Genomic DNA, 21471 nt, shown 5'->3' on the forward strand with positions numbered 1-21471 from the left:
TTGGGAGCAAGCTCCCTCCTAACTCCGCTCGACTTGCATGTATTAGGCACGCCGCCAGCGTTCGTCCTGAGCCAGGATCAAACTCTCCATGAAAGAGAGCCAGAAGGCTCATTACTTGATTGCTGGTTTGCCTTCCGACGACCGAAGCCGTCTTCCGACGTTGTTTGTTTCTTACGCTCAATGTTCAGTTTTCAAAGAACAATCTAGTGTTTCTCGCCTGCCCCGTTTCCGGCGCAAGGTCTTTATCTTACCGCATCCCGCACCGCGTTGCAACCCTCAATTTTTACCAGTTACGATAATTTTCGAGTTTGTTCGACCTCGGCGACTCTCTCAAGTTCGCTTCGTTTCAGCGACAGGCATTAGAATATACCACGAACCCTCTCCGCAATGCAACTCTTTTTTCACAAAAAAATCACCCCCTCTCGTCCTTGCTTGAGATCCTTCCAAAAATGCGTCGCTATACGGGAAGCTCGATTTCGATCGTCGTCCCCTCGTTCATGACGCTGCGAATATCGATTCTTCCTTTATGCGCTTCGATGATCCGGTAGCAGACCATCAAGCCAAGGCCGGTCCCGCTTTCTTTTAATGAAAAGAACGGCTCTCCGATCTTCGCCAGTCGATCCGGCGGTATCCCTCCCCCTTGATCGACGATTCGGGTAACGACACCGCGCCGATCCTCCAACATCTGAATGCCGATCTCGACCGTGCCGCCGCCAGGCATGGACTCGATCGCATTTTTAAGAATATTGATAAACACCTGCTTGATCTGATTCGGTTCGCACCGGACGGGCAAACAAGGCGGATCCGCCTGCAGCCTGATCTGCGCATTATAGAGCAGCGATTGCGGGTGCATAAATACGATCACTTCATTCATTAAAGACTGGACATCGCATTCGACGTAATTTCTGGCCTGCGGCTTGGCCATGCCGATAAATTCGTTCACGATATAGCTGATTCGATCGATCTCCACGAGCATAATGTCCACGTATTCGGTCTTCTTGGCCTTGAGCAGCTGCATAAACCCTTTAAGCGATGTCAGCGGATTGCGAATCTCGTGGGCAACCCCCGCGGCCAGCTCCCCGGCTATCGACAGCTTGTCGGATCTGCGAATCATCTCTTCCGTCTTCTTGCGGTCGGTCAGATCCCGAATGACGAGTTGAACGAGCGGCTGACGCGGATCGCGCCGCACGCAGATCGAAGATACTTCGACGTCGACGAGCTCTCAGTCCAGCCGTCGGAGCTTTAATTCGATAAACTCCAAATATCCTTCCGTCTGAACCACCCTCGTCATGCGTTCGAGAATAATCGGAAGATAGCTCGGACAGAAAAAGTCCAATACAGATCGGCCGATAAAGTCGGCAGCCGCTTGTCCGTTCAGCAGCTTTACGGCGACATCGTTGACGAACGTGATCACTCCGGACTGATGCAGCAGGATCGGCTCCGGGGAAAGCTGGATAACCCGGCTGAACTCCCGCTCCTTGAGGGCCAGCTCGGATTCCGCCTTCTTGCGGTCTGTCATGTCCCGGAGCAGCAATTGCATCGATGGCACGCCTAGAAAATTGATCATGATCGCAGTCACTTCGACATAGATCACGCTTCCGTCCACTCGAACCAAGCGTCTCTCCATCCTGTCGGACAAGCGGCTTTCCGTCATCGTCAAGTCCGACGGCTCCGGCAATTCCTCGACTTCATCCGGGTGCATAAAGCGCGACACGTGCATGCCGATCAACTCCGACGCTTCGCCGGCTCCCATAAGCCGAATGGCGGCCGGGTTAAGGAACACGATTTCGTGGTTCTGGCATACGACGATCGGCTCCGGCGAACATTCCACCAGAACGCGATAACGTTCCTCGCTCTCCCGCAGCCTCTCCTCCGCTTTCTTCTTCTCGGTAATGTCCCTCTCGATGACGGCAAGCGCTATCAATACTCCGTTCTCGTCGAACACCGGGAAAATCGTAACGTCCGTATAGAAGGAACCGCCCGATTTGGTCGATTTTACCGCTTCCAGCACGGTCACTTTCTCCCCATGGACAATTCGGTCGAATATCATCTCCGCCGCGATCCTCTCGTCGGGGCGCAGCGGAATCTCCCTGCCTATAATTTCTTCCCGCTTCCATTCGTGCAATTGTTCGAATTTGTTGTTCACTTCCAGCACGATGCCGTTCAGGTCGATTACGTATACGGCGTCGGAAGTCGAGTTGAGGAACGCGTTCAGGAGATGCATTTTGTCCAAATTCAACCACGTATTTTCGCTAATGGGAATCACCTTGAACCTCTAATGGGATATGTGAATATTATTCAACAAGCCGCGACAAATTCCTTGTATATATTAGAGGAATCAGCATTTTGTGGATAATGCGCCGCCGCAGAACTTTACCGCAATGATGCAAACGCGCGTTAACCCGCAGCCTTGCGGGGCTGAAAGCTTTACGATAGAATGCACCTAACACTTGAATAAGCTGCCTAACGGCAACGACGGAGAGAGTAAGCGATCAGCTTTTGCTGCCAGGGACGGAGCGCCACCGACTGAGAGCGCCCGAGCGAACGCCCCGCCGAAGTTCACTCCCGAGCCGGTTCCTGATAACGCGTCCGAACGGATGCGCGGTAGGGTAACCCGTATTCCCTGCGTTAAAGGGCAGAGTGAGAAATGGATTCCCGGCCGTATCCGGAACGGCGAGAACGATTTCTAATTAAGGGTGGTACCACGGCTTCTCGTCCCTTGCGGAGGAGAGGCCTTTTTTGTGTTATACGGGAACGAACGACATTCAAAGGAGAGATTGGACATGAGTCACGGCAAAATGGAGGAGCTGCGCGGACGATTGGATTCCGTAAACCTGCAGCTTCTGGAGCTTCTGTCGGAGAGAGCGCGCATTGCGCAAGAAATCGGACAAGAGAAGGAAAAGCAAGGCGTACCCAAATACGATCCCGTCCGGGAGAAAAAAATGCTCGACGAGCTGGTCGCCCTGAACAAGGGTCCCTTCGACGACGAGACGATCCGCCATCTGTTCAAGCAGGTGTTCCAGGCCTCGCTCAAGCTGCAGCAGACGGATCACGTCAAGCATCTGCTCGTCAGCCGCAAGAGGCATAAGGAAGATACGGTCGTATCCGTCGGAGACATCGCTGTCGGCGGCGGCAAGCCGATTCTGGTCGCCGGCCCTTGTTCCGTGGAGAGCTACGAGCAGGTCCGCAAGACGGCTGCCGTGCTGAAAGCTTCGGGAATCTCGGTCATGCGCGGGGGAGCGTTCAAGCCGCGGACTTCTCCATACGACTTCCAGGGACTTGGCGTGGAAGGCTTAAAGATCCTCAGGGAGGTCGCGGACGAATTCGGCTTAAAAACGATCAGCGAGATCGTCGATCCCGCACACGTCGAACTGGCTTGCGAGTACATCGACGTCATCCAGATCGGCGCCAGAAACATGCAAAACTTCGAGCTGCTCAAAGCCGCCGGCGACGTCAGAACCCCTATTCTGCTTAAGCGCGGGCTCGCCGCGACGATCGACGAATTCCTGCACTCGGCGGAATATATCGTATCGAGAGGAAATACGCAAGTGATGCTGATCGAGCGGGGCATTCGCACCTATGAGAAAGCGACGCGCAACACGCTCGACATCTCGGCCGTGCCGATCCTGAAGCTGGAGAGCCATCTTCCCGTGCTGGTCGACGTCACCCATTCGACCGGCCGCAAAGATATTATGGGGCCATGCGCCAGAGCGGCTCTTGCCGCTGGAGCCGACGGAGTGATGGTGGAAGTGCACCCGGACCCGGCTACCGCCTTGTCCGACGCCGCTCAGCAGATGAATTTCGAAGAATTCCAACGGTTTCTGGAAGAGGTCGGCCTGCCTACGTAATTCCAATCACGCTTCTATATATAACCATATAATTATAAGTTGGAATTACAACTTGCAGGCGGCGGACAGCTCCTTTCGGAATCGCCTAATACAAGTTGAAGAGCCGGATCGGGCAACCGATCCGGCTCTTCTGTCTGCCTTGAACGCTTATTGAACAAACTCGACCTCGTAGCCCTTCTGCTCCAGAAGCGATACCAGGCCGCTCTCCCCGACCATGTGCAGGGAGCCGACAGCGATGAGATAGGTGCCGTTTTCCCCATGCTGGAGATAGTCGTCGATCTTGTCCGTCATCTCGACATTCCGCTTGAGCAGCAATGCTTCATTATACTCGTCGAACAGCTCGCCCATCGATTCGCGTCCTTCCTGCTCGAATTGATCGTGGACGGCTTCCAGCGCGTCGATCTCCCCGGCCCGCCACATGTCGATCAACTGCTGCATCCCTTCCATCGCCTTGCCGCTGTTGGTTACCGTCTGATGGAAATAGTGCTTTTGCAGCTCCTCGGAAAGCCCGTCGAACAAGTCGAGCTGGGATTCCAGCGACTCCAGTTCGATGACCCCTTTTCCTTCCTTATGGGCTTGCTTCGCAAAATGCAAGTCGATCCCATCGGTCAGCATGAACCGCATGGCCGGGAGGCTCTCCAGCATCATCGCCGCATACCAGGGCTCGTATTGATCGAGCATCGGAGCGGCAGAGGCCAGCAGCGACTTTTTCAGAATCGACTGGAATCGTTCGTAGTCTTTCTCGTCCACAACATCCTTAAGCGTCGTTCCCTCCGGCAGAAGCGCTCTCTCGTTCACCAGCTCGAGCGTCCGCTTCTGGTCGGCTTTCGTCAAATCCAGCTCCAGCGCGACGAAGTCCGCTTCGTCCAACGCCCGCTCCAGCTGCGAATCGAGAGGGTACATCCCCTTGTTGGCGATATGGATCGTTCCGACCAAATAGCCGGGATGGGCGCCGCCTTCTACTTTCCATAGGAAACCTTTGGCCGGCTCAGCCGGCTCCGGAGAAGGAGATTGACCGGGACTCGGGGAAGGAACCGTGTCCACGACGGGAGCTTCGGAAGCGATCGGCGTCCCGGAAGCCGTCGCGCCGGGTCCTGTCTCGGTCGCCGAGCTGCACGCGGATGCGAGCAGCAGGAAGACGGTCAGCAGCGCCGGCGCCGCGAATCGCGCAAGATGCCGGATCATTTCATCTCCCCTTCGATTCGCTTCATGAATTCCTCCATCGCGCTGTAGCCCTGCTGCTTCAAATACCAGCTGTTGGCCGCCGCTTCGATCATGCCGGCGACGTCCCTGCCCGGCTGAAGCTGGATTTCCAGGTGGGGGATTTGCACGCCGAGATAGTCGGTGTACTTCTGCTCCATCTCCAGCTCGTTGTTCAGCGCTTGGTCCTTCCACGGGCACAACTCGATGTCCAGAACGATGCGCGTCTCGTCCTGGAACGCCTTTCTGCCGTACAGACGAACGACGTTGATCAGCCCGATGCTGCGCAGCGCGAGAAATTCCCGCGTCGTCTCGTTGTGCGTGCCGAGAATCGTCTTCGGGCTCAGCTTCTTCAGCACGACGATGTCGTCGGCGACAAGCCGATGCCCTCTGCGGATGAGCGTGTGGGCCGTCTCGCTCTTGCCTATGCCGGATTTTCCTCGCAGCAAAATGCCGATGCCCGACACGTTGACGCATACGCCGTGAATGGCGATCTCCTGAGCCAGCGCTTGCGTTAAGTAAGCGTCCAGCTTGCCGAGAAATTCCGTCGTCGCATCCGGCGTCCGCAGCAGCGGAATCCCTTCCTGCTGGCAATAAATCATCAAATACTTCAAGCCTTCCTGATTCGCGGTTACGATAAAGCAAGGAGGATGATATTTCACGACGTTGCCGATGTGCAGCTTCCGTTCTTCCTCGGTCTGCTTATGCAAGTAATTGATTTCCTTCCGGCCGAGCACCTGCACCCGGTTCATCGGGAAGAAATCGAAATAGCCGACGAACTCAAGCCCCGGCCGATGGGCTCTCGAACGCGTGATGACGCGATCCAGACGGTCTTCTCCGGCCAGAATCTCCAGCTTGAACTTCTCCTGCAATTGTTTCACCGTAATGGATTTCAATCGATTCCCCCCTAACGCCTTCATTATAGCAAAAATAACCTCATCTTCCACATCGGCAGCCGGCTTTCATAAGTTCTTTCATTCTCTCATATCTATGAATATCGAAAGAGATGGAGGTTATCGAATGAACGTCGACAAGCTTACCCGGTACTGCCAGCTGAAAGCCCAGATCAAGCAGACGGAAGACGAACTCGAACAGCTTCGCAGAGAAATCACGAACGAAATCTCGCAGGACGCGGAATTCTCCTTCGGCGACTACACCCTCAAGATCGTCTATCAGGAAAAGAGGCATTACAACGACCAGCAGTTGGCCGCCGCCTTGCCCGATCCCGAGCTGTGGAGAGCGTTGTTCAAAGCCGATGCGGCGAAAATATCCGCGCTCGTCAAGACGGGGCTGCTAAGCGAGAAATCGCTCGAAGGCACCTACACGACGACTCGCACGCCTTACTTATACGTAACGCCCACACTTCGCGAGACGCAAACGTAAAGCCCGAAGGCGCAGTCGCCTTCGAGCTTCAAGTCGCATGCTTGGGGGCCGGATGCGCCCCTCCCTTTACGCGTTATCCCTTTCGTTCAGCCTTGATCCTGTCCGCCAGCACCGCCAGATCCATTCCTTTCAGCGCCCCCTCGATCAGCTCGGGCAGCCGGTCGGGGGAGCAGCCGAAGCAAGGAATGCCGAGCTTCGCCAATCTTTTGGCTATCCCCTCGTCATAGGAAGGCACGCCGTCATCGGACAGCGCGAGCAGGCAGATCGCCTGCACGCCGGCCTGCCTCATCTCTCCGAGACGCCGGATCATCTCCGCCTGATTGCCTCCCTCGTACAAATCCGACACGAGAATGAACAGCGTCTTCTTCGGCTCGCGGATAAAAGGCTCGCAATAAGCGAGCGACTTGTTGATGTCCGTCCCGCCCCCGAGCTGCACCCCGAACAGCATATCGACCGGGTCCTCCGCGCACTGCTCCGTCAGATCGACGACTTCGGTGTCGAATACGACGACGCGGGTATCGAGCGCGGGCATGCTCGCGAAGATGGAGCCGACGATCGACGCGTAGATGACGGAGCCGGCCATCGAGCCGCTCTGGTCGATATCGAGAATAACCGTCCACTCCTTGCTCTTGCGGGCGCGGTCGTAGAAGAACACTCTGTCCGGAATCAGCAGCCCTCTTTCCCGGTCGTAATTTTTCAAGTTTTTGCGAATCGTCGTCTTCCAGTCCAGCCCGCTGGCCGAAGGCAGAGGGGAGTGCCGGCGCCGGTTGAGCGCCCCGGTTACGGCCCGCCTCATCTCCTGTTCAAGCCGTCTCATAATGTCTTCGACGACCGTCCTCACGAGCTGCCTCGCGGCCTCCTTGCCCTTCTCGGGAATTTGCCCCTTGAGCGCAAGCAGCGTCGCCACCATCTGAATGTCCGGCTTGACCTTGGACAGCAGCTCCGGCTCGAACAACAGCTGGTTCAACCCTTTGCGCTCGATCGCGTCCGACTGAATGACGGACACGATGTCGGACGGGAACAACGAACGGACGTCCCCCAGCCACTTGGCCAGACGCGGAGCCGACTTGCCGAGCCCCGCGGACCGCGCGGCCGAGGAACCGCCGCCGGCTCCTCCGACGCCGGAACCCGAGCCGTCCTTGCCGGTCTCGTCGTAGATCGCCGCCAGCGCCTCGTCCCTCAGCGCATCCTCGGGGTCCAGCAGGCCGCCGGGCGCGGAGCCGCCCATCGCCTCCAGCTTCTCCTCCGCCGCCGCTCCGAGAATGAGCCGCCAACGCTTCAACTTTTCCCGCTCGATCTCGCTCATAGGCTACAAATCCCCAAAGTCGAATTCGTTAAGTTCATCCAGCTTCTTCTTCTCCTCTTCGCCGAGCGGCTGCAGCAGCTCTTCGCTCGTTTGTTCGGCTCCCGCTCCCCACAGGTCTCCCAGCAATTCGGTCACAGAAGCGCGTTCCCGCGGCTCGAATTCGGCGAACGCCCTGCGCAGGAACACCAAGGAACGGTAAAACGGTTCGTCCTCCAGCGACTGAACGTACAAGTCGAGCTGCTCCCACAGGGCGGCGCGGGACAGCAGCGCGTACCGGTTGCGCATCGACAGCCCTTCGAACCAGCCTGCGCCCAGATCGGCGGGGACGCCCGGAGACAGCCGTCGCGACACCTCCTGCGAGCATTCGTCCGCCGATACTTCGTCCCGCTCCAGCAGGATGGCAAAAGCAAAACCGGACAGCTTGGCATTGCGGTCGTCCCGCATCGCCAGCTCGCGCAGCTTGGCCCGCCACAGCGCTTCGTCCACTTCCTCGTGGTGCTCCTGCGCGATCGCATGCATCTGCTGAATCGCCGCGGCCATGCCCCTGGCCGCATCGTCGTTGCAATTCGCGGCGTCGACGAGCAGCAGCGCGCCTCTGAGGAACAGCTGCTTCAGCAGCGGTACGAGCGCCTCCGTCTCCAGGCGGCGAATCGAGCCGTACCGAACGAGCGCGGACAGTTCGGACGCCGCTCCCGCGATCTGCTCGAAGCTGCCGGCTTCCACGGCCAGCTCCTGCAAAGTACGCGTCGCTTCGGTCATCGCCTCGACGAGCCGGCACTCGCAGGATACGCGGATCAGCTTGGCCGCCTCGGCCAGATTCTCGCACTGCTGCAGCCGCTCATGAATGACGTAGGCCGCCGCGATCTGAATCGTCTCGCCCTTCAGAGTCGATTCGACCGTCTGAATCTCGGCCTCGGGCGACCACTGAAGCACCCAGCGCTCCGCCCACGAAGCCGACTCCTGACGGACCGCCTGCTTGCGCGCGAACCCGATGCCGAGCACCGCGAGCCGGTGAAGCAGCACCGAGCGGTTCAGGTCCAGATAAGCCGCGTCCTCGGACTTCACCCGCCGGTTCTCCCGCAAGTCCAGCTCCAGGTCCTGGGCGACGGCGGTCTTGTATTTCTCCAGCTTCAGCCGCTTCAGCTCGCGGTTCAGATCGTTCTGAATCGGCGTCTGGCTGACCCCTTCCGGGAGCTTGCCGATCGCCGTTCCGACGTCGATGCGGGCCAGCGCCTCCGCAACGACCGCGTAATCCCCGTTGCCCAGACAGACGACGGCGGCATCGCGCAGATCCTTCCACGTCGGCCTGCTGCCTCCCTTCAAGGAAGCCAGCGCTTCCGCCATGCGCACCGCCTCGATAACCGACGCCGTCGAACGATACGTTCCCGACTCGCGCAGCAGCGTCGCCAGACGGGTCATATAGATCGTCGGCAGCCGCTCCGGCTTGCCCGCGTTCAGGCACTCCCAGAAAAGCTGGTAGTATGCCGGCGCTTGGTTGCCCGCTCCATAGCCGGAATGCGAGGACAGCTTATAGTACGTATAGGGCATGAGCGTCAAGCTGGTCGATACGGACGGAAGCTTGCCGAACTCCGCGTCCGTCATCGCCGGAAGCGACAGGTCCAGCGCCGAAGCGTGGTGCGCTCCGGTGACGACGACAATGCGGTCCGGCTCGTGCCCCGCCGCTAAGGTCTCGCGAATCCTGCGGCGCATGTACGCTTCGCGCAGCCCGTTATAGGCGATCTCCTGCGGCACGAACGCCCGCTCCTCCGCTTCCGTCAGCTCGCGCATGCTCCCCGAGAAAGCGTGAATCGCCTGCCGGTATGCCTCCTGGCTTCCGGCATGCTCGTAGTGGCGCTCCCAATAGGCCTCGTAATCGGGCTCATCCGCCAATTCGGCGATCCGTTCGTACAGCGAGTGCTGCCAGCCCGCATACGTTCTGCGTTTCTCCCCGGCCTCTTCCGCAGCGTCGTCCTCTCCGCCCGATTCCCGCAGCTCCAGCAGAGCGAGCGCCCGGTCCGTCGGCAAATCGATAAACTCGCACAGCGCGCCGCGCTTGTTCGCCCAGACGAAAGCCTGATACTCGGGGGAATAGGCCGCAAGCGGAAAAAGCAGCGTTCGCACCGGAAGGCGGTCCGTATAGGCGAGCAAGGCGACGGGCGGCTTCACGCCGTGCGCCGTCAACTGGCCGATGAACGCGTTCGCGTCGCTCGGCCCCTCGACCAGCACGGCAGTCGGCTTGACCTTGTCCAGATATGCCCGCAGATGATACGCGCCCGCGGGGGACAGGTGCCTGACGCCGAAGACGCGCACCCGTTCCCCGTTCAACCGTTCAGCTCCTTGCAAGCGTTGTACAGACTGCGCCATTCCGATCCCCGCTTTTTCATGACGTTGTCGAGATACTCCTTCCAGACGAGCCGGTCCTTCTCCTCGTCCTTGACGATCGCCCCTTGCAGGCAAGCCGCGATGTCCTCGTCCGCGATCTCGCCCGTGCCGAAGCTGGCGGCCAGCGCCATGCTGCCGGTGAGCAGGGAGATCGCCTCCGCGGTGGAAATAACGCCGCTCGGCGGCTTGACCTTCTCCTTGTTGTCGAGCGTCGCGCCGCCGCGCAGCTCGCGGAAGATCGTGACCACCTTGCGGACCGCCTCCTCGTCCGGAAGGGCGGCCTGCAGCTCGTAGCTGGAGGCGATCTCCGCGACCCGGCGGTTGACGATGTCGACCTCGGTGTCGATGCTCGCGGGCGCCGGCAGCACGATGATATTGAACCTGCGCTTGAGCGCCGCCGACATCTCGTTCACGCCGCGGTCCCTCGTGTTGGCGGTCGCGATGACGGAGAAGCCTTTGGCCGCGGACAGCTCGCGTCCGAGCTCGGGAATCGAGATCGTTTTCTCCGACAGAATCGAGATGAGCGCATCCTGCACCTCCGAGGCGCAGCGGGAAATCTCCTCGAACCTCGCGATGCCGCCTTCCTCCATCGCCCGGTAGATCGGACTCTTGATCAGCGCTTGGTCGGAAGGCCCCTGCGCCAGCAGCAGCGCGTAGTTCCACGAATAGCGGATATGCTCCTCGCTCGTGCCCGCCGTTCCTTGGATGACCTTGGACGAATCGCCGTGGATCGCGGCGGTCAGATTTTCCGACAGCCACGACTTGGCCGTGCCGGGTTCCCCGATCAGCAGCAGCGCCCGATCCGTAAGCAGCGTGGCGATCGCCATCTCGACGAGCCGCTTGTTCCCGATATATTTCGGACGGATCGGAACGCCGCCCGCTTCGCCGCCTGTAATAAACGTCAGCGCCGCGCGCGGAGACAGCCGCCATCCCGGCGGCTTCGCTCCCTGGTCGACTGCGGCCAGCGCCTCGAGCTCCCGGGCGTACAGCCTCTCCGAAGACAACCTCAATACATTCGTTGCTTGATCCATTCCACGATCCCCTTCCCTCCGCCGGAACCGTCCTCCGGCTTCTCTCTCAATTCGCTCACGATCTCCAGCACCTGCTCCCGGACGCTCGGGTAATGAAGCTTCTCCGTATACTGCTCAAGCTTATCTGCGTAAGAGCCGGGAAGCAGTCCGAGCAAATAACGCTGCTCGGGAGACAAGTAATAGATCGTGCGTCTCTGCCCTGCTGCCAGCACATGCATCAGCATATCCGGCGCTTGCTTGCTGCCGATCTTGAACAAAGCCAGCAGCGCGTGAACGGTTCCTTCTTCGGCGAGCTGCGGCTTCGCTTCGCACTTCGTCAGCAAATATCGTTCCGCCGGCCGATCGAAATCGCCGACCAGCCTCGTCACGACCTCCAATTCGTCCTGCTCGATGAACAGCTCCAGCCAGCGCGGGTCCAGCCGGAACGGCTCCTCTTGCTCTTCCCGCATCATCGTGATCGATATCGTCGGCAGCAGCGCCTGCATGCTTTCCGCCAGCGCCTTCCTCTTCCCCGTCACCTTGTACTTCGAGAACCGTTCGTACACTTCCGCGGGAGTCATGCTGCGCACGGCGGCATACAGGCTGATTCCCAAATAGCGGCCGCGGTTGTTGTCCGCCAGAGACACGGCGAAGCTTCGGGCGTCCTGCCCGTCGTCGTCCGTCAGCCGATCGCCTGCGGTCCGCTGCAGCCAATACGGCGCATGCGCGGCAAACAGCGGGTTGGAGAACAACTCCTTAAGCAGAGCCGTCGATTCCGTCGACTTCCGGTCTCCGAGCGCATCGAGCGCCGATTGAATCGGAGCCCATGCCTCTTCCGATTTCGCCGCGTCTTCGGCCATGTTCTCGTTCACCGTTCGAGCGTACGCGACGGCGCGCTGCGAGAGCTCTTCGTCCGCGCACAGCCGGATCGGCTCGACGGCAAGCTCGCGGTCCTTGGACGCGAACGCCCGGTAGATGCGGTCGGACGCCGCAGGCGTGCCTACGCGCGCCAAGGCGAGCAGGGCGGCACGACGAACCTCCTTGCGCTTCTCGTCCGCCTGCGCGAGCAGGAAGCTTTCCTGATCCGCATAGCTTCCGAGCTGCTCGACTGCCGCCGCCCGCACCTCGGGCGACCCTTCCTCGGCTGCCCTAAGCAGCAGCGCCTTCGCCGCCTCTCCTTGCAGGCGGTGGATCAACCGCAGCCTGCGCGAATCCCCCTTGCCGCCGTCCGGGCGGAATGAGGCGAGCAGCGCAGGCAGCGCCGCTTGCCCGAATCCGGGCACGATTTTCTCCTCCGCGATTTCGGGAATTTCCGCGTAGCTGTCGTCGAGCGCGGCTATCGCCGGAAGGATCAGCCGATAGTCGCGAACCGTGCCTTCCTCGCATGCCTGGCGAATGACTTCCATTCTTCCCTGGCCTTTCACGGTCAGCGCTTCGATGACCGGCTTCAGCTTGCGGTAAGGCTGCATCCCGTAATCGAACGAATCCGCGCCTTCCAGCGGGGAGACTTCTCCCGGAACGTCCGTCCTCCCCTGGGTATGCATAATCGAATGCAGCAGCGCCGACAAGTCGAGCAGCCTCGTATCCGCTTCGTCGGGTTCGGCGCCGAGCGTCAGCTCGACCGCCTGAGCGACCCGAGCGAACACGGGCGAGGCTTCTCCCAGCTTCTTGACGGCGGGCAGCAGCTTCGTTAATCTCAGATCGCCGCGGGCCAGCTTGCTCCCGGCGATAAACAGCCTTCTCGTCTCTCTGTCCAGTTCGTGCAGCGTCTCCAGACTCATTCTCTGTTCCTCCTTCGCCAGCCGGATCGCCGGCTAGTACAATAAACGAACGACACCGCCGTCACATACGAGGCTGAGCGGCTGCGCGCGCAACCGTCCGCCTTCCGCGTCGTGCTCGAACATCGCCAGCATCGCCTGGCCCTTGACGTCGCGCCGATGAAGAAGCGGCAGCAGATGCGTCGTCGGCTGCTCCAGATAAGCGATATCCGCGAGCGGCAGCTTGTTGCCTTGTTCGTCGGCGAGCGCATACCGGCCCTCCCCGTCGACGACGATCTCCCTGAACGCCAGCAGCAGAACCGGATGCTTGTCGGACAGCGGATTTTTGATCTGGTTTTTCACCTGCTTGATCGCATCCGGGAACGAGCGAACGGCTCCGGACAGCGCTGAATCGTACGTCTGCGCGTCCGGCTTCTCGAACGTCTGCGTCTCCCAGCGCACCCTGGCGTTCAGATCGCCCGGGTAGACGAGCAGTTCTCCGGCGCGCACGACGTCGAAGACGGAGTCCTCTTCGCGAATGTGCTTGGCGGCGCGAAACGGACGGAAAGTGCGGGTGACGCGAATACGCCCGGTCGCAAGCTCGATCCAGTAGCCTTCGTCGACGTACTCTCCCCGCGCCTGATCTTCGAACGAACGGAATGCCAGCTGCAGCAGCCGCGCATCGGCGTGCGCCAACCCGCGCTCACGCAGCTCGGCGATTTGCCAGGCATGGCCGATTTTCTCCTCGAGCGTCGAATCGACATCCATCGGAAGCTCGGGATTTTCCCGCCTAGCGGTTAAGTGCTCCCGACTCTTCTTCAGCAGGGAATGCAGCAGCGTCATGCGCGATACCGCCCGGGTATACATCGCTTCGCGATCCCGATCCGCCTCCAGGTCGAGCAGCAGCGCCCGAAAGGCCGCCTGAATACCGGGTATGTAGTAATTGCCGAGCTGCTTGCACTGCTCGGACAGCAGCTTGATCGTTTTCTTGTCCACGCTTCCGAGTCCCGACTGCACGAGGCTGCGGAGCAGCTTCTCCGCGATCTCCAGCCCTTCCAGCTGCGCGGCCGTCTTCTTGACGAGAGCGGATTTGTTCGTCTTGCGTTTGGCCGGCTCGGCCCGTTCGGCAGTCGCCGCGTCGCGTTTCTTCTCCTCCCGCTTCTCGGCCTTCTCCCGCTTGTCCGCGATCTCCTGCGGCACCTCGGCCACGGAGAACGGAGAGCCGGATACGTACGCGTACATCAAGCCGAGCAGATGCTTGCAGGGAAACTGCCGGCTCGGACACGAACAGCGGAACGCCGGACTGTCCGGATTAACGAAGTCCGCCGAGCAGCGGTAGGGCTCCTTGCCGCTCCCTTTGCATTCTCCGAACAACAGCGTGCCGTCCTCGGTGCGGCTGAGACTCTGAAAGCTCTTTTTCCTCGCCAGATCCTTGCCGTTCTTAATGGCGGCGGCGTTGAGGGCGAGACTGTCCACGTAGGACTCGGTCAACTGATTCATGGGATCCCTCGCATCGTTATAGTCATCTTTGAATACTTCCCGATTGGACTGGGGTTTCCCTCTCGCAATGGGAAATATGGGAAAAAGGTCGCAACTTATATAGATTCGCAACTTCGGGAGATTAGAATCGTTAAAATAAGTAAAAAGCCTTATTCCGCAAGGAGACCGTACGTCTATGTACCTGAAAGAAGTGACCATATTGCAAGACCGCTTCCCGTCCCGCGGCGGTTATCCGTTCTCCGTTCCCGCCCTGCGCAAAACCGACAGGCTGCGCTTCGAAGCCCCGGTGACGTTCTTCGTCGGGGAGAACGGCTCCGGCAAGTCCACGCTGCTCGAAGCGATCGCTTGGCAGTGCGGCTTCCATACGGGAGGCGGGGGCGTCAACCAGATCTACGAGTTGGAAAACAGCGAGGCGGCTTTCGGCCCTTACATCCGCCTTTCCTGGCTGCCGAAGGTTCGCAACGGCTTCTTCCTGCGCGCGGAATCGTTTTTCGACTTCGCCAGCCACCTGGATCGGGAAGCCAGGGAGCAGCCCCGATATCGCGACGAGATCTATGCCTCTTACGGAGGGAGGTCGCTGCACGAGCAATCGCACGGCGAATCGTTCCTGAGCCTGTTCCGCAGCCGCTTCGGCAAGCAGGCGATCTACCTGCTGGACGAGCCCGAGGCCGCCTTGTCGCCCGCGCGCCAGCTTAACCTGCTGTCCATCCTCCACGGAATGCGGTCGAGCGCCCAATTCATCATCGCGACGCACTCTCCGATTCTGCTCGGCTTTCCGGGCGCGCGCATCTATTCGTTCGACGAAGCTCCGATCGCCGAGGTCGCGTACGAGGACACGCTGCATTACCAGTTGACCCGAAGGTTTCTCGAAAACCGCAATGCCGTGTTCCGCGACTTGTTCGGCGACGATTGACTCTACACAAGCCAAGGCTTCCAAGCATAGAAGGGGCATGCATCGTTATCCGAAAACCCGGAAACGCGCATGCCCCTTCTGTCTCCCTAATCAGCGCCGGACCGGCTTGCCGGCTTTGGCCGACACGGAAAAATAACTCATCTCGATGGGCGAGACGATCTCCTTCTTCAGCGCCCCGTCCTTGTTTTCCTCCGAACAATCCCCGCGGTATTTCCCCACGTCCAGCTTCATGTCGATAAAATCGACGACCTGCTGCAGCGAGGCGATCTGGCTGACGATCGTTTCCCGGTGGCTCCTCAAGCGCTCTGCCAGCTCCGGGTATTCCGCAGGATCGGCGTCAACGGAAACCGCGAGGAATGGCCGCATTTCCTCCAGCGGCATCCCCGTTTTCTTCAGACAGGAGATCAGCCGGATTGTATTGACGTCCTCTTCCCGGTAGATGCGGTGCCCGTTGTCCTTCCGATTCGCCCGGGGCAGCAGCGCGATCTTCTCGTAATAACGGATTGTGTCCTCGGTAATTCCGGTTTGCGCGGCGGTCTGCTTGATCGTAAACGTCTGCCCTGCCTTCATTCCGTTCCCTCCCGGATATCGCTTTTGGGTGCATTATACAACTTGGAGCTGACTCCAAGTCAACCATGTTATTTTCAGGGATACAATTTGGTTTTGGCGCCTTGACTTGAAGCCGACTCCAAGATCTAGAATGTACGCTATCCGGCGGGAAATATCCCGCCCATACAGGAGGAGATGTACGATGAACGCGAACCCAAGCGAAAATATTGCATTGATTACGGGCGCAAACCACGGCATCGGGCTGGAGTTAACCCGGAAGTTGCTGTCGGAGGGCTGGCAGGTCGTTGTTTTGAACCGCTCGGACTTTCCGGCGGACGATACGAAGATCGGGGAAGCGGTGGAGAGCGGGCAACTTCGCGTGTACAAGACCGAGGATCTTGCCGATTATGCCAGCTTGAGACGGTCTTTGGAAGAAATCAAAAGCAGGGAGCGGCGGATCGATGTTCTGTTTAACAACGCCGGCGGGAGCTTCTCCCAATTGAGCTATTCGAGACAAGGGCGCGAGAAGCATTACGAACTGCTGACGGTCGTTCCCTATATCATCGTGATGGAATTGATGGAGCTCTTGAACAACGGCCTCTTGAAAACGGTGATCAACACCTCGTCCTCCGTATTTGCCTATAAGAAAGAGTTTAATCTCGAAACTCTGGAGCGCCCCAAAACCTTCCGGAAGCTGTTCGGCCCATACGCCACCTCCAAGCTGGCGCTTTCGCTGTGGACTCGGGCCATCGCGCCGCAGTTGGCCAAGGACGGCATCCAGATCCGCAGCGTGGACCCGGGCGGCAACAATACGTTAAGATCGGAGAACAAATCCGGGCTTCCGCTGGCGATCGGCTTGGTGATGAGACTGTTTTTCGCTCCGCCTTCCCATGGGGCTAACCGACTGTACGAGGGCGCTCTCGGGACGCATCGCAATGAGACCGGCGTGTTTTTGCTGAAAGGCAAGGTTGCGAAACTAAATTTTACGGATCAAGCGCACACCGTATTGGAAAGGATTCATTCGATTTACGAGCGCGAGTTTCTTGACGCTGCCGCGCTCTAAAGCCACCGCTGCATAAACATAGAAAAAAGCCTTCAAACACTCGGAGGACTGCCCCTTTCGTGTCTGAAGGCTTTTTCTTTAGGATGCGAATGCGTCAAGCCGCCTTCGCTTGTTCCACTTTGCCGGCTCTGGGCAGCAAACCGGCGATGAAGATTTTGACCAGCGCAATCGCCAACAGCAGAATGAAGATCGCGTGCATGCCGGCCGCCATCTGCGACGGGACGTCCTCGGTCACGACCCGGTTGAACAGCATGCCGAATACGGCCACCGCCACCGTCTGCCCGAGCGTTCCCATGAAGGAGTTCGTGGAGGTCGCGACCCCGCGCATGTTGGCGGCCGCGGAATTTTGAATTGTCACGATCGCCGGCGTGCTGATGCAGCCCATGCCGAAGCCGATCAGTACGAGCAGCCCGATGACGTGCCAATACGAGGAACCCTCATGAAGCGTGTACAGCCACAGCGCCCCGACTGCGACGAGAATCGTTCCGAGCAGCATGAATCTGCCCGCCCCGAAGCGGAACATGTATCTGCCCGACAAATTCGAAGCGATCGGCCAAGCGAGCGACATCGGCATCAGCATCAATCCCGACGTCGTGGCGCTGAGCCCCATGACGTTCTGAATCCACAGCGGAATGTAGATCGTCACCCCGGCGACGATGCAAAATCCGAAAAAGCCGAGCACGTACGGAATCGTAAGCCGCCGCTCGCGGAACAGCGACAGAGGCAGCATCGGCTCCTTGGCCGCGGATTCGACGAACAGGAAGACAGCCAGAAATACGAACGACACCGCGAAGAGACCGATGATCGTCGGCGAATTCCACGCGTACGTCTCCCCTCCCGTCAGCAGCGCGAGCAGCAAGCACGAGACGCTGATCGTAAACGTCAACGCGCCCCAGTAGTCGATTCTGCTCTTGGCGACTTTGTCGAATTTCTCGTTCAAGAATCCGAGAACGAGGACGAAGGAGACGATGCTGATCGGAATGTTCATATAGAAAATCCAGCGCCACGAGATCGTATCGACGAAATAGCCGCCCACGAACGGACCGACCAAGCCCGCGATCGACCACATCGAGGACAACACGCCCTGCACCTTGCCCCGCTGCTCGCCGGTGTACATATCGCCTATAATCGTGAAAATGACCGGGGTCAGCGCGCCCGCTCCGATCCCTTGAATCGCCCTGAACCAGATCAACTGGGTCATCGTCTCCGCCGCTCCGCACAGGATGGAGCCGATCAGGAACAGCGACAATCCGATCGTGAAAATCAATTTTCTCCCGAACAAATCGGCCAGCTTGCCGAAAATCGGAGTCGTGACGCAAGTCGTTAACGTATAGATGGAAAAAATCCAGCCGATCAGGCTCAACCCTTGCAAATCTTTGACAATGCTTGTCGTCGCCGTCGTTACGACCGTCGAGTCCAGCGCTCCGATGAACAGCGCGGACAGCAATCCGATCGTCACGACAGTACGGTTTGTTTTCTTCTGAGACATCTTGCTATCCTTCTCTCGTGCTTATAATGCTTGCTTCGATACTCTACCGATCATAGGCCTGAGCTCATTCTTTGTCAACGCGAACAGAAGGGGGAGCGCAGACGCCAAGAAGCGCCGCTGCGATCTGCAATCGCGGGCGCTTCTTGATCGATGCCGTCTCACTAGCCTCTATCGGATTCCAGCCAATAACCTGCGATCCCCTTCTCCAAGCGAACCAAGGCTTCCAGGTAAAAGTAGTCTCCCCACACGACGAAGTCGTCCGGAGACGAGTTGCCGCGCACGTGATACGACCCTCTGGAGATCAAGCCGTCCGCGTCTGGCTTGCCGATCGTCGCGTAATTGCGAACGAGCGATTCCATCGACCGCTGCACGCCTTCCTCAAAATACGCCCGCTCGGGGTCATCCCGCTCGATCAGGTCAAGCAGCTCCAGCAAGCCTGCCGACACGATCGCGGAAGCCGAGCTGTCGCGATAAGTCGCCTCGTCGACCGGGACATCGAAATCCCAATAAGCGACATGGTCATCCGGCAGATGGCTCAGGAAGAAACGCGCCAGCCGCTTGGACGTCTCGAGATATTTCGCGTCCCGCGTGTAACGGTAAGACAAGGCGAAGCCGTATACGCCCCATGCCTGCCCGCGCGTCCAGGTCGATCCGTTCGTATAGCCCTGGGCCGTATCGCCGCCGACCGGCTCGCCGTTCTCGGGCTTGAAGTGGAACGTATGATAGGAGGAATCGTCCCCGCGCACGAGATAGCGGCGGCTCTTGTCGGCATGAAGGACGGCGGTCCGACGATACCGTTCCTCTCCGGTCTGTTCGTACGCCCAGTACAGAAGCGGCAAGTTCATCAGGCAGTCGATGATGATGCGCCCGCCGTTCACCGGATCGCCGGCCGGCCCCCAAGCCTGAATGTACTGACCCTGCTCACGCCACCTGGCCATCAGCTTGTCCGCCGCTCTCAGCGCGAGCTGTCTCGCTTCTTCGTCACGCTCGATGATCCACTGCGCCTTCGCGGAAGGAGAATACAGGAAGCCGATGTCGTGGTGATCGAGCACCCGGTTCGCCTCAAGCCGCTCCCGGAAGCTGCCTACCGTGCGGACGGCGGCCTCGCGGTAAGCTTTGTCCCCGCTGTACTCGTAGCACAGCCACAGCATGCCCGACCAGAACCCGTCCGTCCAGTCGTCGTTGTTCGTCAGCACGTACGACTTGCCTCCGTCCGTGCTGACATGCGGAAACCGCTCGCCGAACCTCTCGATGTTGCGCTTCGTTTTCGCCAGCGCGTCCTCAATCGCCGCTTGCCATAAGCTCATCGGTTGCTCCCTCCCAAATCCGGACTGTCCAGCAGCGCGACTTCCGCCGCGTTCGTGCCGTGAAGCTCGAACACGACGATGTCGTTATCCCCTTCCCTCAGCAGCGGTCCGGGAACGTACAGACGCCGCTGCGGTCCCTTGCTCCAATAACGGCCGAGATTAAATCCGTTGACGTAGACGACGCCCTTCGTCCAGCCGTCCAGCGCGACGAACGTGTCGGCAGGCTGCCCTTCCACGGCGAACGTGCCGCGGTAGAACGCCGGCCCTTGTCCCTGCTCGCCGTTGAAGACAAGAGCCGACAGATCGTCCAGCGGCAGAGGCCGGATTTCCCAATCGTACAGAAACTGGTTGCCCAGGCGAACGCCTTCGGTAATGCCTTTATGATCTTTCAGCAGCGGGCCGTAATTGACCCGTCCCATGTTTTCGACCAGAATGTCGAGGCGCACGCCCTCCGCCGGAATATCGAACCGGATCGGGTCGGCCTCGGGCGCCCATCTCTCGACGACGCCGGCATAACGGCCGTCGACGAAGACGAGCACGCGGTCGCGCACGTGCTGCAGCACAAGCTCGTTGTCCCGGCGCGGGCCGGAGACGCGCGTGCTGTACAGAATAAAGCCGCTGCCTTGCCCGACCGCCTCCATCGGCTCCGGACAAGCTCTGCGGACGGGCGCCGACAGCTTGTCCAGCGCAGTGAACAAATCCGCCCGCTCCGTCAGCCGAACCGTTCCGTAGCTTGTGCGCGCGAGCGGTTCCGGCAGACTTAGCTCGGGAAGCTCGACGTACCGTCCGATCGCTTCGCGCGCGGCGTAGAACTTGTCCATCGGCTCGCCCCATTCCGACAGCAGCGTATCGTAATCGTAGCTCGTCACCGTCGGCTCGTAAGTCAAATGGTGGTTCGCGCCGTTCCAGAACCCGAAGTTCGTGCCGCCGTGAAACATATAGAAATTGACGGAAGCCCCTGCCCGCAAAATGTCGTCCAGCGCTTCGGCCATCTCCGCGGCGTCTCTCGTGTGATGCTCCTCGCCCCAATGGTCGAACCAGCCGTTCCAGAACTCCATCACCATCAGCGGTCCGTCCGGCTGATAGCGGCGAAGCTGGGCGAACGCCTCGTCGGCCCGCGAGCCGAAGTTGACCGTCTCCAGCACGCCCGGAACCATGCCTCCTTGCAGCATGAAATCCTCCGGACCGTCCGACGTAAACAGCAGCACGTCTATCCCTCTGCGCACCATGCCGTCGCGCAAGTATTCGAGGTACTTGATGTCGTTGCCGTAGCTGCCGTACTCGTTCTCGATCTGCATCGCGATGATCGGCCCGCCGTTCGTGCACAGATAAGGAACGAGCTTGGGCAGCAGAGCGTCGTAATAGCGATCGACCTTCTCCAGATAACGCTCGTCGAAGCAGCGCAGCCGGATGCCAGGGTCGGCCAGCAGCCAGGCGGGAAGCCCGCCGAACTCCCATTCCGCGCAGATGTACGGGCTCGGCCGCACGATGACGTGCAGTCCCAGCCGTCCCGCCAATTCGATAAAGCCGACGAGATCCGCAATCCCCTCGAATACGTACCGCCCTTCTTGCGGTTCGTGAAGGTTCCAGGGGACGTAGGTTTCTACCGTGTTCAGCCCGCAAGCTTTCAGCTTCAGCAGGCGATCCTCCCAATATTCCGGAACGACCCGGAAATAGTGGATTGCGCCGGACAGAACGCGAATGCTTTGCCCGTTATAGGTAAATTGATTGCCTTCCGTGGCGAATACCGTCATCTGAACTCCC

General features: G+C 59.5%; 17 protein-coding genes and 1 rRNA gene. 4 read left to right on the top strand and 14 right to left on the bottom strand.

Features of this window, described 5'->3' with window-relative positions; translation table 11 throughout:
- From B0G52_RS23470 to B0G52_RS23480, 3 genes are all read right to left on the bottom strand, one after another.
- Positions 1-93, bottom strand: a 16S ribosomal RNA gene (locus tag B0G52_RS23470); the annotation flags it as partial.
- Positions 94-457: 364 nt separating this feature from the next.
- The gene (locus tag B0G52_RS23475; protein ID WP_233162977.1) at positions 458-1189 is read right to left on the bottom strand and encodes an ATP-binding protein; all 732 of its coding nucleotides are present in this window, start codon (positions 1187-1189) and stop codon (positions 458-460) included.
- Positions 1190-1222: 33 nt separating this feature from the next.
- Positions 1223-2266, bottom strand: a complete 1044-nt coding sequence (locus tag B0G52_RS23480; protein ID WP_094047841.1) for a PAS domain-containing protein — start codon at positions 2264-2266, stop codon at positions 1223-1225.
- 517 nt (positions 2267-2783) lie between these two features.
- Here B0G52_RS23480 and B0G52_RS23485 point away from each other — a divergent pair.
- The gene (locus tag B0G52_RS23485; RefSeq protein WP_094047842.1) at positions 2784-3848 is read left to right on the top strand and encodes a bifunctional 3-deoxy-7-phosphoheptulonate synthase/chorismate mutase; all 1065 of its coding nucleotides are present in this window, start codon (positions 2784-2786) and stop codon (positions 3846-3848) included.
- Positions 3849-3995: 147 nt separating this feature from the next.
- On the opposite strand, the gene B0G52_RS23490 is transcribed toward B0G52_RS23485, so the two are convergent.
- Entirely contained in the window at positions 3996-5033 is a 1038-nt protein-coding gene (locus tag B0G52_RS23490; RefSeq protein ID WP_094047843.1) for a TraB/GumN family protein, read from the bottom strand.
- Positions 5030-5944, bottom strand: a complete 915-nt coding sequence (gene hprK, locus B0G52_RS23495) for an HPr(Ser) kinase/phosphatase (protein WP_094047844.1) — start codon at positions 5942-5944, stop codon at positions 5030-5032. Before hprK ends, B0G52_RS23490 begins: the two co-directional genes overlap by 4 nt.
- Positions 5945-6068: 124 nt before the next feature.
- On the opposite strand from hprK, the gene B0G52_RS23500 reads away from it, so the two are divergent.
- Complete coding sequence (locus tag B0G52_RS23500) at positions 6069-6431, top strand: hypothetical protein (protein ID WP_094047845.1); 363 nt, start codon at positions 6069-6071, stop codon at positions 6429-6431.
- Between the two features lie 73 nt (positions 6432-6504).
- On the opposite strand, the gene B0G52_RS23505 is transcribed toward B0G52_RS23500, so the two are convergent.
- Genes B0G52_RS23505 through B0G52_RS23525 form a run of 5 tightly spaced genes read right to left on the bottom strand, consistent with a single transcriptional unit; the run spans position 6505 to position 14386 of the window.
- Positions 6505-7737: a VWA domain-containing protein gene (locus B0G52_RS23505; protein ID WP_094047846.1), complete on the bottom strand. Its 1233-nt coding sequence runs from the start codon at positions 7735-7737 to the stop codon at positions 6505-6507.
- A gap of 3 nt (positions 7738-7740) precedes the next feature.
- On the bottom strand, positions 7741-10062 hold the full coding sequence (locus tag B0G52_RS23510) for a DUF5682 family protein (protein WP_233162979.1): 2322 nt from the start codon (positions 10060-10062) through the stop codon (positions 7741-7743).
- The gene (locus tag B0G52_RS23515; protein ID WP_094047848.1) at positions 10059-11150 is read right to left on the bottom strand and encodes an ATP-binding protein; all 1092 of its coding nucleotides are present in this window, start codon (positions 11148-11150) and stop codon (positions 10059-10061) included. Before B0G52_RS23515 ends, B0G52_RS23510 begins: the two co-directional genes overlap by 4 nt.
- Positions 11126-12910, bottom strand: coding sequence for a HEAT repeat domain-containing protein (locus tag B0G52_RS23520; RefSeq protein WP_094047849.1), 1785 nt, complete (start codon positions 12908-12910; stop codon positions 11126-11128). Before B0G52_RS23520 ends, B0G52_RS23515 begins: the two co-directional genes overlap by 25 nt.
- Before the next feature lie 33 nt (positions 12911-12943).
- On the bottom strand, positions 12944-14386 hold the full coding sequence (locus B0G52_RS23525; RefSeq protein WP_094047850.1) for an SWIM zinc finger family protein: 1443 nt from the start codon (positions 14384-14386) through the stop codon (positions 12944-12946).
- 175 nt (positions 14387-14561) lie between these two features.
- Here B0G52_RS23525 and B0G52_RS23530 point away from each other — a divergent pair, with 175 nt between their 5' ends.
- Positions 14562-15299: an AAA family ATPase gene (locus B0G52_RS23530; protein ID WP_094047851.1), complete on the top strand. Its 738-nt coding sequence runs from the start codon at positions 14562-14564 to the stop codon at positions 15297-15299.
- Between the two features lie 90 nt (positions 15300-15389).
- On the opposite strand, the gene B0G52_RS23535 is transcribed toward B0G52_RS23530, so the two are convergent.
- A complete protein-coding gene (locus B0G52_RS23535; RefSeq protein WP_094047852.1) occupies positions 15390-15869 on the bottom strand; it encodes a MerR family transcriptional regulator in 480 nt (159 codons plus the stop codon).
- Positions 15870-16050: 181 nt separating this feature from the next.
- Here B0G52_RS23535 and B0G52_RS23540 point away from each other — a divergent pair, with 181 nt between their 5' ends.
- Complete coding sequence (locus B0G52_RS23540) at positions 16051-16911, top strand: SDR family NAD(P)-dependent oxidoreductase (protein WP_094047853.1); 861 nt, start codon at positions 16051-16053, stop codon at positions 16909-16911.
- 94 nt (positions 16912-17005) lie between these two features.
- Here B0G52_RS23540 and B0G52_RS23545 read toward each other — a convergent pair whose 3' ends face one another.
- The 3 genes from B0G52_RS23545 to B0G52_RS23555 all read right to left on the bottom strand — a co-directional run bounded on the left by B0G52_RS23545 (position 17006) and on the right by B0G52_RS23555 (position 21461).
- Positions 17006-18400, bottom strand: coding sequence for an MDR family MFS transporter (locus B0G52_RS23545; protein ID WP_094047854.1), 1395 nt, complete (start codon positions 18398-18400; stop codon positions 17006-17008).
- 161 nt (positions 18401-18561) lie between these two features.
- On the bottom strand, positions 18562-19707 hold the full coding sequence (locus tag B0G52_RS23550) for a glycoside hydrolase family 88 protein (RefSeq protein ID WP_094047855.1): 1146 nt from the start codon (positions 19705-19707) through the stop codon (positions 18562-18564).
- Complete coding sequence (locus tag B0G52_RS23555; protein WP_094047856.1) at positions 19704-21461, bottom strand: glycoside hydrolase family 35 protein; 1758 nt, start codon at positions 21459-21461, stop codon at positions 19704-19706. The genes B0G52_RS23550 and B0G52_RS23555 overlap by 4 nt, the downstream gene beginning before the upstream one ends.
- Positions 21462-21471 lie beyond the last annotated feature (10 nt).

The organism is Cohnella sp. SGD-V74 (assembly GCF_003001675.1).
In the GTDB taxonomy this organism is placed as follows: Bacteria; Bacillota; Bacilli; order Paenibacillales; family Paenibacillaceae; genus Cohnella.

Excerpts from the sequence above, each read along its gene's own strand:
- B0G52_RS23530 (WP_094047851.1), top strand. The coding sequence starts at position 14,562 with ATGTACCTGAAAGAAGTGACCATATTGCAAGACCGCTTCCCGTCCCGC.
- B0G52_RS23520 (WP_094047849.1), bottom strand. The coding sequence starts at position 12,910 with ATGAGTCTGGAGACGCTGCACGAACTGGACAGAGAGACGAGAAGGCTG.
- B0G52_RS23540 (WP_094047853.1), top strand. The coding sequence starts at position 16,051 with ATGAACGCGAACCCAAGCGAAAATATTGCATTGATTACGGGCGCAAAC.
- B0G52_RS23535 (WP_094047852.1), bottom strand. The coding sequence starts at position 15,869 with ATGAAGGCAGGGCAGACGTTTACGATCAAGCAGACCGCCGCGCAAACC.
- B0G52_RS23485 (WP_094047842.1), top strand. The coding sequence starts at position 2,784 with ATGAGTCACGGCAAAATGGAGGAGCTGCGCGGACGATTGGATTCCGTA.
- B0G52_RS23545 (WP_094047854.1), bottom strand. The coding sequence starts at position 18,400 with ATGTCTCAGAAGAAAACAAACCGTACTGTCGTGACGATCGGATTGCTG.
- B0G52_RS23500 (WP_094047845.1), top strand. The coding sequence starts at position 6,069 with ATGAACGTCGACAAGCTTACCCGGTACTGCCAGCTGAAAGCCCAGATC.
- B0G52_RS23555 (WP_094047856.1), bottom strand. The coding sequence starts at position 21,461 with ATGACGGTATTCGCCACGGAAGGCAATCAATTTACCTATAACGGGCAA.
- B0G52_RS23525 (WP_094047850.1), bottom strand. The coding sequence starts at position 14,386 with ATGAATCAGTTGACCGAGTCCTACGTGGACAGTCTCGCCCTCAACGCC.
- B0G52_RS23550 (WP_094047855.1), bottom strand. The coding sequence starts at position 19,707 with ATGAGCTTATGGCAAGCGGCGATTGAGGACGCGCTGGCGAAAACGAAG.
- B0G52_RS23490 (WP_094047843.1), bottom strand. The coding sequence starts at position 5,033 with ATGATCCGGCATCTTGCGCGATTCGCGGCGCCGGCGCTGCTGACCGTC.
- B0G52_RS23505 (WP_094047846.1), bottom strand. The coding sequence starts at position 7,737 with ATGAGCGAGATCGAGCGGGAAAAGTTGAAGCGTTGGCGGCTCATTCTC.
- B0G52_RS23515 (WP_094047848.1), bottom strand. The coding sequence starts at position 11,150 with ATGGATCAAGCAACGAATGTATTGAGGTTGTCTTCGGAGAGGCTGTAC.